Annotated in this window: 11 protein-coding genes; 5 read left to right on the top strand and 6 right to left on the bottom strand. The window is 63.5% G+C overall.

What is annotated here, in order from left to right:
* Positions 1 to 1,656 (top strand): ABC transporter ATP-binding protein, encoded by a 1,656-nt coding sequence (locus ACFOEV_RS01510; RefSeq protein ID WP_386770887.1) that lies wholly within the window; start codon positions 1 to 3, stop codon positions 1,654 to 1,656.
* A gap of 143 nt (positions 1,657 to 1,799) precedes the next feature.
* On the opposite strand, the gene ACFOEV_RS01505 is transcribed toward ACFOEV_RS01510, so the two are convergent.
* From ACFOEV_RS01505 to ACFOEV_RS01490, 4 genes are all read right to left on the bottom strand, one after another.
* Complete coding sequence (locus tag ACFOEV_RS01505) at positions 1,800 to 2,573, bottom strand: enoyl-CoA hydratase-related protein (RefSeq protein ID WP_386770885.1); 774 nt, start codon at positions 2,571 to 2,573, stop codon at positions 1,800 to 1,802.
* A 20-nt stretch (positions 2,574 to 2,593) separates the two neighbouring features.
* On the bottom strand, positions 2,594 to 3,448 hold the full coding sequence (locus tag ACFOEV_RS01500) for a 3-hydroxybutyryl-CoA dehydrogenase (RefSeq protein WP_386770883.1): 855 nt from the start codon (positions 3,446 to 3,448) through the stop codon (positions 2,594 to 2,596).
* Between the two features lie 83 nt (positions 3,449 to 3,531).
* Positions 3,532 to 4,935 carry an MFS transporter gene (locus tag ACFOEV_RS01495; protein ID WP_386770881.1) on the bottom strand — a complete coding sequence of 468 codons (1,404 nt, stop codon included), beginning with the start codon at positions 4,933 to 4,935 and terminating at the stop codon, positions 3,532 to 3,534.
* A 312-nt stretch (positions 4,936 to 5,247) separates the two neighbouring features.
* Entirely contained in the window at positions 5,248 to 5,901 is a 654-nt protein-coding gene (locus ACFOEV_RS01490) for a class I SAM-dependent methyltransferase (RefSeq protein WP_386770879.1), read from the bottom strand.
* A 73-nt stretch (positions 5,902 to 5,974) separates the two neighbouring features.
* Here ACFOEV_RS01490 and ACFOEV_RS01485 point away from each other — a divergent pair, with 73 nt between their 5' ends.
* The gene (locus tag ACFOEV_RS01485; RefSeq protein ID WP_386770877.1) at positions 5,975 to 6,355 is read left to right on the top strand and encodes a VOC family protein; all 381 of its coding nucleotides are present in this window, start codon (positions 5,975 to 5,977) and stop codon (positions 6,353 to 6,355) included.
* Between the two features lie 144 nt (positions 6,356 to 6,499).
* Complete coding sequence (locus ACFOEV_RS01480; RefSeq protein ID WP_386770875.1) at positions 6,500 to 7,435, top strand: lysophospholipid acyltransferase family protein; 936 nt, start codon at positions 6,500 to 6,502, stop codon at positions 7,433 to 7,435.
* A gap of 65 nt (positions 7,436 to 7,500) precedes the next feature.
* Here the strand turns inward: ACFOEV_RS01480 and ACFOEV_RS01475 are convergent, their stop codons facing one another.
* A complete protein-coding gene (locus tag ACFOEV_RS01475; protein WP_386770873.1) occupies positions 7,501 to 8,910 on the bottom strand; it encodes a mannose-1-phosphate guanylyltransferase/mannose-6-phosphate isomerase in 1,410 nt (469 codons plus the stop codon).
* Between the two features lie 54 nt (positions 8,911 to 8,964).
* Entirely contained in the window at positions 8,965 to 10,557 is a 1,593-nt protein-coding gene (locus ACFOEV_RS01470; protein WP_386770871.1) for a sulfatase-like hydrolase/transferase, read from the bottom strand.
* Positions 10,558 to 10,854: 297 nt separating this feature from the next.
* Here ACFOEV_RS01470 and ACFOEV_RS01465 point away from each other — a divergent pair, with 297 nt between their 5' ends.
* Positions 10,855 to 12,405, top strand: coding sequence for a glucan biosynthesis protein (locus ACFOEV_RS01465; protein ID WP_386770869.1), 1,551 nt, complete (start codon positions 10,855 to 10,857; stop codon positions 12,403 to 12,405).
* Complete coding sequence (gene mdoH / locus ACFOEV_RS01460; RefSeq protein ID WP_386770867.1) at positions 12,377 to 14,314, top strand: glucans biosynthesis glucosyltransferase MdoH; 1,938 nt, start codon at positions 12,377 to 12,379, stop codon at positions 14,312 to 14,314. Before ACFOEV_RS01465 ends, mdoH begins: the two co-directional genes overlap by 29 nt.
* Position 14,315 lies beyond the last annotated feature (1 nt).

Genomic DNA, 14,315 nt, shown 5'->3' with positions numbered 1-14,315 from the left:
ATGCTTGGAGAAAGCCTTGAAGTACGCGACTTGTGCGTTACTGCGGTAACACCGGATGGCGATGAGATCGAAATCGTCAAGCAGGTGGGTTTTTCACTTGCCCAGGGAGAGGTACTGGCGCTGATCGGGGAATCCGGATCGGGCAAGACCACCATTGCGCTCTCGCTGCTGGGCTATGCCCGCCGCGGCTGCCGTATTGCCGGTGGCAGTATACGGCTGGGTGAAAGCAGCATTCTTGATCTGCCACCCGCGGCCCTGCGCGATTTGCGCGGTCATCGGGTCGCCTATATCGCACAAAGCGCCGCCGCTTCGTTCAATCCCTCCAAGCGCCTGATGGATCAAGTGATCGAGGGCGCCTTGCGGCATGGGGTGATGTCACGCCGAGACGCGGAAGCGAAGGCGGTCGAACTGTTCCGCGAGCTCGCCCTGCCCGACCCCGAGGGAATAGGCGCGCGCTATCCTCACCAGGTCTCCGGCGGGCAGTTACAGCGTCTGATGGCGGCCATGGCTCTGATCACCGACCCGGCGCTGGTCATCCTCGACGAGCCCACCACCGCGCTTGACGTGACTACCCAGATCGAGGTGCTGCGCGCCTTCAAGCGGGTGGTACGAGAGCGTGGTACCACAGCCATCTACGTCTCCCACGACCTCGCCGTGGTGGCTCAGATGGCCGACCGGGTGCTGGTGCTCAATGGCGGTGAGATCCAGGAGCAAGGCGCGATCGAACAGATCCTCGAGTCTCCCCGCCATCCCTATACACGGAGCCTGCTCGAGGCGGCGCGTCCCGAGGAGAGGCTGACGCCACCCACTCTGGAACGCCAGGGTGAGCTGCTGAGAATCGACGACTGGCAGGTGGGTTACGGCCAGCGCGACGCCCAGGGCATTCCCGCCAAGGTCGTACTCGACGACATCTCATTGTGCCTCGAACGCGGCCAGGCGCTGGGCGTGATCGGCGAATCGGGTTCCGGCAAGTCGACCCTGGCCATGGCCGTTGCCGGCCTGACCGCCCACTCCCGGGGGGAAGTCGTGTTCAACGGTCAGGCGCTCTCAACCACGCTGCGAGGGCGGACTCCCGATCAGTTTCGCCGCATCCAGATGGTCTTCCAAAGTGCCGACAATGCGCTCAATCCGGCACATAACGTCGAACGGATCCTGACCCGTCCCCTGCGCACTTACTTCAAACTCGATGCAGAAGAGCGTCGCCGCCGCGTACGCGAATTGATGGATCTGGTGAAATTGCCACACTCGCTGCTATGCCGCCGCCCCGGGGAACTTTCCGGTGGCCAGAAACAGCGCGTCAACCTCGCGCGAGCGTTGGCGGCGAAACCCGACCTGCTGCTCTGCGACGAAGTCACCTCGGCACTCGACACGGTGGTCGGTGCGGCGATCCTGGAGTTGCTGGTCGAGCTCAGGAGCAAGCTCGGTGTCTCGTTGCTGTTCATCAGCCACGACATTTCGACGGTACGCGCGCTGTGTGACGACGTGATGGTGCTCTACAAGGGACGCTGTGTGGAGAGCGGCGACTGCGCTTCGGTGATCGCCTCACCTCAGCATCCTTACACCCAAAAGCTGATCGGTTCAGTGCCCGAGTTGCGTCGCGGCTGGCTGGAATCACGGCCAAGTTTCGCTTCGCTCGAGCAAGATTGCGTAGCATAGCGGCCGTTCCGTGCACGTTCGTGACAATGCGCTGCGTTAAGACGCGGGAATGATCCCCCCCTTTATCCCGATAGCAGCGATACCCTGATCGATGACGATCAGGGTATCGCCTGTGCCGCAACTCGCCTGTCGGGCATGGCCGATCAGAAGTTGGGTTTGCGCTTCTCGAGAAAAGCACTCATTCCCTCGCTCTGCTCGTCGCCGGCAAACCCCAGGGCGAACAGGCTGGTTTCCAGCGCCAAGGCACTGTCGAGATCCTGGTCCATACCGTCATGCACGGCCTGCTTCGCCGAACGCACGGCGTCAGGGCCATTGCCGGCGAGTTGCCGAGTCAGTTCTTCGGCCACGGACTCGAGCTCACCCTGAGGAACCACTCGGTTGACCAGGCCGATGCGCAAGGCTTCGTTGGCGTCGATCTTGCGACCGGTAGTGATCAGATCCAGCGCCATGGCGGGACCGACACGACGCGGCAGTCGCTGGGTACCGCCGAAGCCGGGAATCACGCCCAGGCCCACTTCCGGTTGTCCGAAGACGGCGTTGTCACTGGCGATGGCCCAGTCGCAGGCCAGCGCCAGTTCGCAACCGCCTCCCAGACAGAAGCCGTTGACCAGGGCTACCACCGGCACCGGCAGTCGCTCGAGGCGCTTGAAAGTGGCCAACGCCTGACTGGCGAACTGCCGGGCCTGTTCCGGTGTCTTGTCGCGCATCTCGGTGATATCGGCACCGGCGACGAAGGACTTCTCCCCCGCACCGGTGATCAGCACCGCACGCAGGTCACGACGACCTTCCAGCTCGGCCAGAACGGCGTCCAGCTCGGCAAGCAGGCCGGAATTCAGCGCGTTGAGCGCCTTGGGGCGATTCAGGGTCAGGCGCATGACACCCGCACTGCCCCGGGTTTCGATCAGCTTGTCGCTCATGATGGCTCCTTAGCAGTCAATCACCGATTTTCGTAAATATGGAAGCCGCGCCCCGTTTTCCGACCCAGATAACCGGCATCCACCATGCGCTTGAGCAGCGGACAGGGCCGGTACTTGGGATCACCGAAACCATCCTGCAATACCTCCATGATCGACAGACACACGTCCAGGCCAATCAGATCGGCCAGCGCCAGCGGTCCCATGGGATGGGCGGCACCGAGTTTCATCGCCTGGTCGATGTCCGCTGCGCTGGCAGCGCCCTCCTGGAGCAGGAAGGCCGCTTCGTTGATCATCGGCACCAGCAGGCGGTTGGCAACGAACCCCGGCGAATCGGCAACGGCTACGGCGGTCTTGCCCAGCTCCTCGGCCAGGGCCTCGATCCTGGCCACGGTGGCGTCCGAGGTCTGCTCGGCGCGGATCACCTCGACCAGCTTGAGCACCGGCACCGGGTTGAAGAAGTGCATGCCGACCACCCGCTCGGGGCGCTCGCTGACCGCGGCCAGGCGGGTCAATGACAGCGAGGAGGTATTCGAGGCGAGGATGGCGTCCTGGCTCAGGCTGGAGAGGTCGCGGAACAATTTTTCCTTGAGTTCCGGCTGTTCGGGAGCCGCTTCGATGATCACCTCACAGTCGGCCAGCGCCTCCAGCGAGGTGGTCTTGCCAAGCCGCGCCAGGGTCGCATTGCGCTCGTCCTCGCTCAGCTTGTCCTTGTCGACCAGGCGCGCCAACCCCTTGCCGATGTTGGCTTCAGCACGCTCAAGCTGGTCCTCGGCCACGTCATAGAGCCTTACCTGGCGGCCACTGGACGCCAGCACCTGGGCGATGCCCTGCCCCATGGTGCCGGCCCCGACCACACCGATCGCCTTGTTGTCCATTGCATCTCTCCCGTATCAACGAGTCTCGAAAAGCATTGGACAATAAGGTGCACTCACCAAGCGTTGGCGTCCAGTGCAAGCGCTCAGCTTCGGTCCGTCTGGAACTCCTCGCCGCGCGATTCTCCGATCTGGGTATCCGCGTCGTCGTAATACTCGATGTGGGTGTCCTCTTCACGGGGCGGGCCGACCAGCGGCTCGGCCACCTCGACATCGGGCACCACGTTGGACAGGTCTTCGGCGTGCTCGTGTTCGATAGCGCCCTGCACCAATTCCTCGGTCACGCAGAGCTCAGCACCTGCTGAGGACAACGGTGTCCTGGGCGTAAAGGGTGCCACGGGAATCGGCGCCGGCCGCACACTGCGCCGCCAGAAGAAGAACGCTACCAGGAACAGCCCCAGCGCGCCCAGCGACCAGAACAGGCCATTGTCGCCCACCGCCGTCATTACCGGGGTGATCAGCGGCGGGCTGACCGTCGAGCCGATGGCGTTGATCAGCAGCAGTCCCTGGCTCATGCGCACCAGCGCTCCGGCGGGCGCACGGTCGGCGGCATGGCTGACCGCCACCGGGTAGATGGCGAACACGCCGCCGCCGAGGAAGAACAGCACCACGGCCAGCATCCCTGGCTGGGCAGGCAGGAACAGCAGTGCCAGGGAAAGCCCCGCGATGAAGGTGCCGATCATGATCAACACCCACTGCCGATCGTGCTTGTCCGACCAGCGCCCGATCGGGTACTGCAGCAGCATGCCGCCCAGCACCACCATCGCCATCATCTGGCCGACACTGGTCACCGACAAGCCGGTACGCTGCAGGTACAGCGGCAACAGCGAATAGATGGCCGCCACCGCCAGTCCCGAGCCGAAACAGCCCATCACGCCGGTCGGAGTCATGGTGATCAAGCGGAGCGGCGGCAACGGTTCGGCATGTTCGATCAGCGGCGACACCCGCGGAATCATTGCCATCGGCAACACCGACAGAGAGGCCAGCAGCCCCACCACCATGAACGGTACAGTCTCGCCGGCGGCATCGGTCACCCCCAGCAGCAACTGGCCGACCACCCCCGCGGCATACAGCGAGATCATGTACAGCGCCAACAGGCGACCGCGCACCTTGGTCTCCGATGAGGTCAGCAGCCAGCTCTCGATGACCAGGTACACACCCACCGTGGCCCAGCCGCCAATCAGGCGCAGCACGAACCACGACCAGGGATTCAGCCACAACCCCTGCAGCAGCACGGTGACCGCGACCAGCGAGGCAAAGCAGCCATAGGCACGGATATGCCCGATGCGCAGCAGCAGGCGGTCGTTGAGCATCGCCCCCAGCGCCAGACCGATGAAGTAGGCCGACGAGACCCAGCCGATGACCACGGCAGACTCACCCGCCGCATCGAGGCGCAGGGTGATCAGGGTGGCGAGAAAACCATTGCCGATACCGAGGATGAACAACCCCAGCAAGGGCGCCAGCGCCATGGCCAACAATTGGCGTGACATGAGCGGATGCCTCACGAAAAAAGTATGCGAAAGTAAAGTAGCGCGATACCAGGATGCAAAAGTGACGATCGGCACGAGCAGGCAGCGAACGCCATCGATATCGAGCCACTCGGAAAATCGCGCGGCGACTCCCCGCCCATGGTGGGCGTTGTCGCAATCGGCGGATTATTGTGAATACGCTCACGCCATTCGCCAAGCGTTTTCAGGGAATTTCCAGACGTTTTTTCGTTCGATAATTCGGTGTTATCGAACAGCGTTCATTACTGCTCTCGCCATCATGGCTATCGTGGCGACAGCTTCACTGCGACAGCTTCACTGCGACAGCTTCTGCAGCAGCACCACATCGCTGGCCGGGAACTCGACACGCATCCCGAGATGTTCTCCCAGCCAATGGAAGGTCGACTCACTGAAGAAGCACACGTGCGTCGGGTCGAGAATATAGTGCCAATCGGCAAATGCCTCGCGTGACGTCACCCGTTTGGTCATCAACCCCAACCAGCCTGCGCTGGGCAGGCAGGCAGCCAACCGCTCGAGCTCACGCCCCGGTTCGAACAGGTGCTCGACCACTTCGGTGGCGGTGATGAAGTCGTATGTGTCCCTCAGGACCGAGATATCGGGCGCATAGAACGGATCGTAGATCGCCATCGGATGCCCGGCTTCCTCGAACATCACCGACAGCGTCGGCCCCGGGCCGGCGCCGAAATCGAGGCCACGAGCCCCCGGCATCAGGCGTTCGCGCAGGGGCGTGAACAGACGCGACAGAAAACGCCGGTAGCCCGAGTCATGCGGGGAGTTCTGGTGCTGGTCGTAGACGGCCAACTCGTCGTCTGGCGCCAACCGCTGGTCCGGCGGCACGAAGACCAGCTCGCAGGTTCGGCACTGCCAGTAATCGCGCCGCGCATCGCGATGGTAGTCGGCGGGATTGCCGATACCGCACAGCGGGCAGGACAGGAGCGGTGTCATCATCGTATGCTCTCAAGAAAACAGCGTTGCCAAGCCTACCGGTTTCGGGCCGCTCGAGCATCTCAAGGAGAACGCCATGCTGTCAGGCCTCGACCATCTGGTCGTTACCGTCACCGATATCCCTCGCGCGGTGGATTTCTATACTCGTGTGTTGGGCCTCGAGGCCCGTTATCGCGACGCCGAACGCGTCGACCTGCTACTCGGCGATCTGGCCCTGCGACTGCACCAGACCGATACTCCCGTCAGTCCCAAGGCGGCTTCGCCCACGCCCGGTAGCCTCGACCTATGCTTCCACAGCCTGCTGCCACTCGCCGAGGTCACCCAGCACCTGGAAGCCCTGGCAGTCCCCGTGGAACTCGGCCCGGTTGCTCGACAGGGCGCCTCGGGGACCATCGAATCACTGTATCTGCGCGACCCAGATGGCAACCTGCTGGAGATCTGCCGCCCGGCACGGTGATGGCATCCACGGCGATGCCGGGTATCATTGGGCTCATCAACAGCCACTCATCCGCAGTCTCAAGGACGACACACCATGAGCGATACTGTCACTCCCGAAACCTCCAATGATGTGGCCACCATGACTTGGTCGATCTGATCATTCATGAACCGACGCGATACCGACTCCCCGACGACCTGGCAGGCTCGCACCATCGCCGGCTTGTGGCGCACGCTCGCCAGCCGACGACTGCCGACCCTGTGGCGACTGGCACGCCTGGGCGGTCCGCTGATATACCGCTTCAGCCGCCGCGAGTGCGAGGTCACCGAGATCAACCTCGCCGAGGTCTTTCCCGAACGTGCCGCTGACGAACGCCGCCGGCTGGCTCGCGACAGCCTGGTCCACTCCACCGCCACCATGCTCGAGCTGGGCTTCGCCTGGATGGCCGACCCCGCCCGGGTCGAGGCAGCGATCGTCGAGATCCACGGCCGTGAACTGCTCGACGAGGCCCGTGCCGAGGGACGTGGCGTGATCGTCCTGGCCCCGCATTTCGGCAACTGGGAAGTGCTGAACTTCTGGCTGTCCAGCCACTTTCCGTTCACCGCCATGTACGAACCCCCCAAGATCGCGGCGCTGGATCCGGTGATTCGCCACGGTCGCGAGCGCATGGGAGCCAGTCTGGTGCCGACCAACCCGCGCGGCGTGGCGGCATTGCTCAAGGCACTGAAGCGCAGCGAGGCCGTGGGTATCCTGCCCGACCAGGAGCCCGACTGGGGCAGCGGCGTGTTCGCCCCCTTCTATGCCCGCCAGGCCTATACGGCGACCCTGCTGCCCAAGCTGGTGGCACGCACTCAGGCGCGGGTGGTGACCGGCGTGGCCAAGCGACGTGAGGCCGGCGGCGGCTTCGACATCCACTTCCTGGCCGCCGATGCCCGGGTCTACGAGACTGATGAGACGGCCTCGGCCACCGGCGTCAATGCCTGCGTGGAAGCCGCCATCGCTCTCGACCCGCCCCAGTACCAGTGGGAATACAAGCGCTACCGCAAGGTCCCCGAGGAACTGGCCGGTCATCCCGACCACAAGAGCTTTCGGCTGTACTAAGCGTGACGCAACCTCCGGCGCGGCCGGCCACTTGGCTATGGTGACCGTTGCCGGTCACACACGGATCATGCCCTGCCGTAACGATCGTCGAAACGCACGATATCGTCCTCCCCCAGGTAGGTGCCGGACTGCACCTCGATCAACTCGAGAGGCATGATTCCCGGGTTTTCCAGCACATGTACCTGACCCACGGGAATATAGGTGGACTGGTTCTCGCCGACCAGGAAGGTCTTGTCGCCGATACTGACCCGGGCAATGCCGCTGACCACCACCCAATGCTCGGCACGGTGGTGGTGCATCTGCCGCGACAGCCGCGCCCCAGGCGCGACGTGAATGCGCTTGACCTGATAGCGCGGCCCGGCGTCGATGGCCTGGTAGTGTCCCCAGGGCCGGTAGACGCGAGGATGTTCGATCGGCTCGCGGCGCCCCGCCGCCTGCAGCTGCGCAACGATCTGCTTGACCGCCTGTACCCGATCACGACGCGTTATCAGTAACGCATCCGAGGTCTCGACGATGACCAGATCGTCGACGCCAAGCATCGTCACCAGGCGTGAATCGGCATGCACCAGGTTGTTGTGGCTATCTTCAACGATCACATCTCCCCGCAGGACATTGCCGTGGGCATCGTGCGCCTGGTGTTCCCATAACGCTGACCACGAGCCGACATCGCTCCAGCCGGCCTCCAGTGTCACCATCGCGGCGTCATCGGTGGTTTCCATTACCGCATAGTCGATGGAGTTCGCCGGACAGGCGGCGAAGGCCTCGGCATCGAGGCGCAGGAAGTCGAGGTCGGCATAGGCCCCGGCAAAGGCCCGTCGACAGGCGCCCAGCATCGCTGGCTGTCGCTGCTCGAGTGCCGCCAGGTAGCGCGAGGCTCGAAACACGAACATGCCGCTGTTCCACAGGAACTCACCGCTGTCGAGGTAGGTCTGGGCGGTCTCGCGATCGGGCTTTTCGACGAAGCGGCGCACTCGATAGCCCCCCTCATCGCCCACCGGCGCACCGCGCTGGAGATAGCCATAGCCGGTTTCGGCATGCGTCGGCGTGACGCCAAAGGTCACCAGCCAGCCGCGTTCGGCAAGCGCCATGGCGCGGCCGACACTGGCCTGGAAGGCCATCCGGTCGTCGATCAGATGATCGGAGGGCAGCACCAGCAACACGGGGTCGTCGCCTTGGGCGCTGGCAGCCAGGGCGGCCACGGCGATTGCCGGGGCGGTATCGCGCCCTTCGGGCTCGAGCAGCAGCGTAGCGTCCTCGAAGTCCTGCTGTCGCAGTTGCTCGGCGACCAGGAAGCGGTGGTCCTGGTGAGCGACGACGACGGGGGACGCCGTGGCCAGGCCTTCCAGGCGCGCCAGGGTCTGCTGCAGCAGGCTGGTCTCTCCGGCCAGGGGCAGAAACTGCTTGGGGTAGTGCCGGCGGGACAGCGGCCACAACCGCATGCCGATGCCACCAGCCAGGATCACAGGGGTCAGCATTGGCCCATTTCCCTCACTCTACGATCGGCGTGATGGTGTCGGCCCCGTTCACACTCAGCGTGGTGCGCCAAAATCCTCGTGCAGCCAGTGGCGGACGAGGTCCATCCGCGGACGCTCGGTCGTCGTTGGCGGCAGGGTCCCCGCTACGAACCCCCGCGCCAGGAACGGCTTGAGCAAGCGGGCATCGCCACTGATGACATGCACCGGCACACCCGCGCTGGCATCGTCCCCGGTGATCAAGAGCGCCGGCTGGTGATCGCCCACGACGATCATCAGGGTCTGGTCGTCGACGAAGTCTTCGGCCCAACGCAGCGTGGCATTCACAGCGTAGTCCACCGACAGGGCGAAATGCTCGCGCACGCGTTCCAGGTCCTGCCACAGCACCTCCGGCGGTTCACCGGCATCCACCCAGCGGGCGAAGATGCTGCCATCTCCCACCGTGTCCCAGTCTTCCAGCAACGGGAGGATCGGGACCCAGGGCGCATGACTGCTGATCAGGACGAGTTGAGCGAACAGCGGCTCCTCGTGCGGTTCGCGAATCCGCTGCTGGAAATGGTGCAGGGTGAACTGGTCGGGCATGGTCACCCAGTTCAACGGCGGGCCGGCATAGTCGATATCGGCGGCAGCATGGATCTGGTCGAAGCCATAGGCGCGGCCCTCAGGCCACGGCCTGGTAATCGCCGGCGTCACCGCCACTGTGGTATGCCCCGTGGCACGGAAATCGTCGATAAGGGTCGCCTGGTCGCTATCGAGCATCAGCCGATACCAGAGCTGGTTGTCGATCCAGCGCCCACTCAGGGTGGTGGCATGCGCCAGCCACGACTGACCGCCGCGAGTCGGCGACGCCAGGGTTCCCGACACCACCGACAATCCGGCGGTTTCCAGGCGTTGCGCCAATTCCTCGAGCCGCGGCACGAGGACCTTGCCATAGCGCTCGTCGGTAATGGCCGAGATGCCATAGGACTCGATGAACGCCAGAATCACGTCCTTGTCCCGCAGCCCCTCGAGGACGCGCACCGACTTAGGAGATGCCTCCAGTGTGGCGATGAAGGCCCGGCGCTCGCGATGCGTTTCGAGAACCTGCCGGGCCTGGAACACCAGAGTATCCAATACCGGCATGCGAACGATGGCCACCAACCGCCGGTCGTTCATTTCGCCGACCATCAGCAGCGTACTCGCCAGTAGCATCACACCGGCCGCCATTCCGATCGGCGTACCAAGCCTCACCCGCGGCAAACGCCGTAGCCAGCGGGCCAGCAAGGTGGCCAGCCCCACCAGCATTGCCAGCATCACCACACAGACGGCGACCGCCAACAAGGTGCCGAGACTGCCTACCAGCAGATGATAGATCGACAGCAACAGCGGCACATCGAAATACAGGTTCAAGGCACGACCCAACGCGAGATGCATGGCGGTATCGCCTAGCCCGACCAGCACCACGAGCATGACTAGGACGACCAGGCCCCAGCACAGTACCGGCCTCCATCGCCAAGCAGGCAGCAGGACCAATACGGCCACCCCCCACCAGGCTTCGAGCGCGATCCAGCCTGTGGCCAACTCACCGAAACGCAGCCACAGCGGTGCCAACAGCACCACATTGAGCACGGCGCCGCATACCAGCCACTTGAACATCGAACGGGAAGGCATTGACGGGAGTCCCCAGGCGACATGAACGTCCATCACACAAAGTACAACCCTTGTAGCGATATGTCCTGGCAACTTCACCAAGGTTTCGTTGTCACTACACCAAGGAGCCGGTCGGGCTTGATCGGTCGCCACCAAGGGAAAGGCCTTTCGAACGATTTTTTATCGATCTTTCAAGGCGAGTAGCCAGCGATAGAACGAGAGGGATCGCAGAACATGGTCGTGTGTGGCGTTTCTGCAGGAGATCGGCACTACGTCCGACAGGCTTCTGGGAATCATTCATTCAGGGAGGACGATATCATGCGCTCGGCGCGACAGCTGGCCATCGCCTTGTCCATGGCTTTTTTTGCGCCGCTCTCGTGGGCCCAGTCCAATGCCACGTTGCCGTCGGTGTTTGCCGAGGTCACCGACCAAGCACGAGAGCTGGCCGCTTCACCTTATCAGGATCGCTCGATCCCACTCCCCGATGCCCTGAAGGGGCTCGACAACGCTACCTACCGATCGATCCATTTTCGTGGCGATCAGGCCCTATGGCGCAATAATGGGCTATTCTCGGTCCAGCTCTTCCATCCCGGCTTCCTGTTCGACAAGCCGGTACGGATTCACCTGGTCGAGGATGGCGAGGTCCACCCCCTGCCCTTCCGCAAGGATCTCTTCACATACAAGGACGGCGCCGCCCCCTTGGCGGACCAGGATCTGAGCGATATCGGTTTTGCCGGATTCCGGCTGCACTACCCGCTCAATCGCGAGGACTATCAGGATGAATTCCTGGTGTTCCGGGGGGCCACCTACTTCCGCATGATCGGCCGCGACCAGGGTTATGGGCTCTCGGCACGCGGCCTGGCCATCAATACCGCTTCACCCGATGGCGAGGAATTCCCCGCCTTTCGCGAGTTCTGGCTGTTCAAGCCCGAACCCGGGGCCACCACCATGCATGTGGTCGCCCTGCTCGACAGCCCCTCGGTCGCCGGTGCCTACCGTTTCGCGATCACGCCGGGTGAGCGGGCCACGGTGAATGTCGAGGCCCGCCTGTTCGCACGCCAGGATATCGACAAGCTGGGTATCGCTCCATTGACCAGCATGTTCGTCCACGGCGATGCCAATCCCTATCGTGCGGATGACTACCGCCCACGAGTGCATAGTTCCGAAGGACTGCTGATGCATACCAGTGCCGATGAATGGATCTGGCGTCCCTTGAGCAACCCACAAGAGCTGCGCATCTCCCGATTGCAGGACGAGAACCCCGAAGGGTTTGGCCTGGTCCAGCGTAAACGCGACTTCGAGAACTACCTGGACATGCACCTCAACTTCGAGCGTCAACCCAGCCAGTGGGTGACGCCGCTGGATGACTGGGGGCCCGGCGGCGTGGAACTGGTGGAAATCCCCAGCAACTCCGAGACCAACGACAATATCGTTGCCTATTGGGTGCCCGGGCAGCCGCTGCAGGCCGGCGAGGAGCGCACCTATCGCTACCGAACCTCTACCTTCGACGCTCGTTTGCCCCAGCAGACCTTGGCCAGTGTGGTGCGCACCCGACAGGGCTGGGGGGGAGTTCCTGGGGAGAACGAACCACCCCCGCGCAGCTATCGACAGTTCATCGTCGATTTCCGAGGCGGTGAACTCTCCAGCCTGGATGCCAGCCATCCGGTCGAGGCGCAATTGACCGCATCGACCGGCGAAACCCGACAACTGCGGGTCAGGCAACTGCCCGACAACAAAACCTGGCGGGCTTCATTTCACTTGCGCCCCGATGGTGAGAAGCCCTCGGACTTTCGACTGTTTCTAAGCCTACGAGGCGAACCGCTGACGGAGACATGGAACTATGTATGGAACCCGAACGAACTCCGCTAGGCCAACAACATCAGCCTCAGCCGACATCCCCGGGCAGCGCTGCAGGCGCTTGATCTTCACCCTGCTGGTCCTGAGCAGTACGGTGCTGGGTGCCTGGGCGATGTTCCAGATCTTGCATGTAGGCGGCATCACGCCGCTGCAGGGCGTGATTCTGGTGCTATTCACGATCACCTTCACCTGGATCGTGATCGCCTTCTGGACCGCGTTGATCGGCTTTATCCTGCAGCTCGCCCAGCGCGATCCACTGACATTGTCCAGGCGCGATGCCGAATCCCGTTCGGCCCCTCCCGACGACCATCGTACGGCCCTGGTGATGCCCATCTTCAATGAGGATCCACAGCGAGTGGTCAGCGGCCTGGAACAAACCTGCCGCTCGCTGCTCGACGAATCGGTGACAGCCGGCAATTTCGAGGCATTCATACTCAGCGATACCACGGATGCCGAAATCGCCCGTCAGGAGGAAACCGCCGTCGCCGCCCTGCAGCAGCGGTTCGAGGGGCGAATGGCCGTGCATTACCGGCGTCGGGAATTCAATCATGGCCGCAAGGCCGGCAACCTGGCGGAATTCTGCCGGCGCTGGGGGCAGCGTTACGAGTTCCTGGTGGTGCTGGATGCCGACAGTATCATGGGAGGCCGGACACTGGTGTCTCTGGTACGTGCCATGCAGGACAGCCCGCGTACCGGCCTGATCCAGACGGTACCGATTCCGATCCGCCAGAACACCATCTTCGGCCGCTTCCAGCAGTTCGCTGCGGCCCTCTACAGTCCCATGCTGGCAACCGGGCAAAGCTTCTGGCAGGGCGATGCCGCCAACTACTGGGGGCACAACGCCATCCTGCGCACTCGTGCCTTCATGGCGTGTTGCGGTCTACCCGAGCTCTCCGGACGCCCGCCGCTGGGCGGCGAGATCCTGAGTCACGATTTCGTCGAGGCGGCATTGATGCGTCGCGCCGGCTGGCAGGTACGGCTCGACACGGCCATTGTCGACAGTTTCGAGGAAATGCCCGGCAATCTGCTGGATTTCGCCAAGCGCGATCGACGCTGGACGCAGGGCAACCTGCAACACCTGCGCCTGCTCGGCGGACGCGGGCTGCACACCATGAGTCGCCTGCACTTTCTGTTCGGCGCCCTGGCCTATGTGTCGTCGGTCTTGTGGGGCTTGATGCTCGCCGTCAGCACAGTGGAAGCTGTCGGCCGTGCCCTGAACACTCATCGCTTCTTCAGTGATAGCTACCAGCTGTTCCCCAATTGGCCGCTCCCCACGCCCGGCCTGGTCCTGCCATTGCTGGCCATCACCATTGCGCTGCTCCTGTTGCCCAAGGTGCTGGGCATACTGCTGGCCTGGGGACAACGCCCTGCGGCCTTCGGGGGCAAGGCACGCCTGTTGGCAAGCGCACTGCTGGAAATCGTCTTCGCGGTACTGATCGCCCCGATCATGATGGCCTTCCATAGCCTCTTCGTACTGGGGGTGCTGAGTGGCTACAACGTCACCTGGAGCCCGCAGGTACGCGAGGGCCGCACGGTCCCCTGGCGCAAGGCTCTGCGCCACACCTGGGCCGCGATCCTGATCGGGGCGATATGGGCAGGCAGTACCTACGAACTGGCCCCCATGTTCTTCTGGTGGCTGGTCCCGGTATGGGCCGGCTTGCTGCTATCGGCGTGGCTGGTGCGCATCACCAGCAGTCTGCGTCTGGGTCGTCGCCTGCGGCAGGCTGGATTGTTACTGGTGCCGAGCGAGGTGTCACCGCCCAGGGTCCTGCAGGAGTTGGAGGCGCCCCTGCCCATCGCTGAGGTGGCACGGCTCATGCCGCCGCCTCCCGAGGCGCCTGGCGAGATGCCGGTGCAGTCATTCACGAATTTCACTCGTCACGCGATGCGGCCACTGGCGAATGCCAGCGTCAAGGAGTAGG

The organism is Litchfieldella rifensis (assembly GCF_042646605.1).
In the GTDB taxonomy this organism is placed as follows: Bacteria; Pseudomonadota; Gammaproteobacteria; order Pseudomonadales; family Halomonadaceae; genus Litchfieldella; species Litchfieldella rifensis.
This window is presented reverse-complemented; position numbering and strand designations above follow the sequence as displayed.

What these genes read in the sequence shown, in the direction of transcription:
- ACFOEV_RS01465 (WP_386770869.1), top strand. Translation starts at nt 10,855, where the DNA reads ATGCGCTCGGCGCGACAGCTGGCCATCGCCTTGTCCATGGCTTTTTTT.
- ACFOEV_RS01470 (WP_386770871.1), bottom strand. Translation starts at nt 10,557, where the DNA reads ATGCCTTCCCGTTCGATGTTCAAGTGGCTGGTATGCGGCGCCGTGCTC.
- mdoH (WP_386770867.1), top strand. Translation starts at nt 12,377, where the DNA reads ATGTATGGAACCCGAACGAACTCCGCTAGGCCAACAACATCAGCCTCA.
- ACFOEV_RS01475 (WP_386770873.1), bottom strand. Translation starts at nt 8,910, where the DNA reads ATGCTGACCCCTGTGATCCTGGCTGGTGGCATCGGCATGCGGTTGTGG.
- ACFOEV_RS01510 (WP_386770887.1), top strand. Translation starts at nt 1, where the DNA reads ATGCTTGGAGAAAGCCTTGAAGTACGCGACTTGTGCGTTACTGCGGTA.
- ACFOEV_RS01485 (WP_386770877.1), top strand. Translation starts at nt 5,975, where the DNA reads ATGCTGTCAGGCCTCGACCATCTGGTCGTTACCGTCACCGATATCCCT.
- ACFOEV_RS01490 (WP_386770879.1), bottom strand. Translation starts at nt 5,901, where the DNA reads ATGATGACACCGCTCCTGTCCTGCCCGCTGTGCGGTATCGGCAATCCC.
- ACFOEV_RS01480 (WP_386770875.1), top strand. Translation starts at nt 6,500, where the DNA reads ATGAACCGACGCGATACCGACTCCCCGACGACCTGGCAGGCTCGCACC.
- ACFOEV_RS01505 (WP_386770885.1), bottom strand. Translation starts at nt 2,573, where the DNA reads ATGAGCGACAAGCTGATCGAAACCCGGGGCAGTGCGGGTGTCATGCGC.
- ACFOEV_RS01500 (WP_386770883.1), bottom strand. Translation starts at nt 3,448, where the DNA reads ATGGACAACAAGGCGATCGGTGTGGTCGGGGCCGGCACCATGGGGCAG.
- ACFOEV_RS01495 (WP_386770881.1), bottom strand. Translation starts at nt 4,935, where the DNA reads ATGTCACGCCAATTGTTGGCCATGGCGCTGGCGCCCTTGCTGGGGTTG.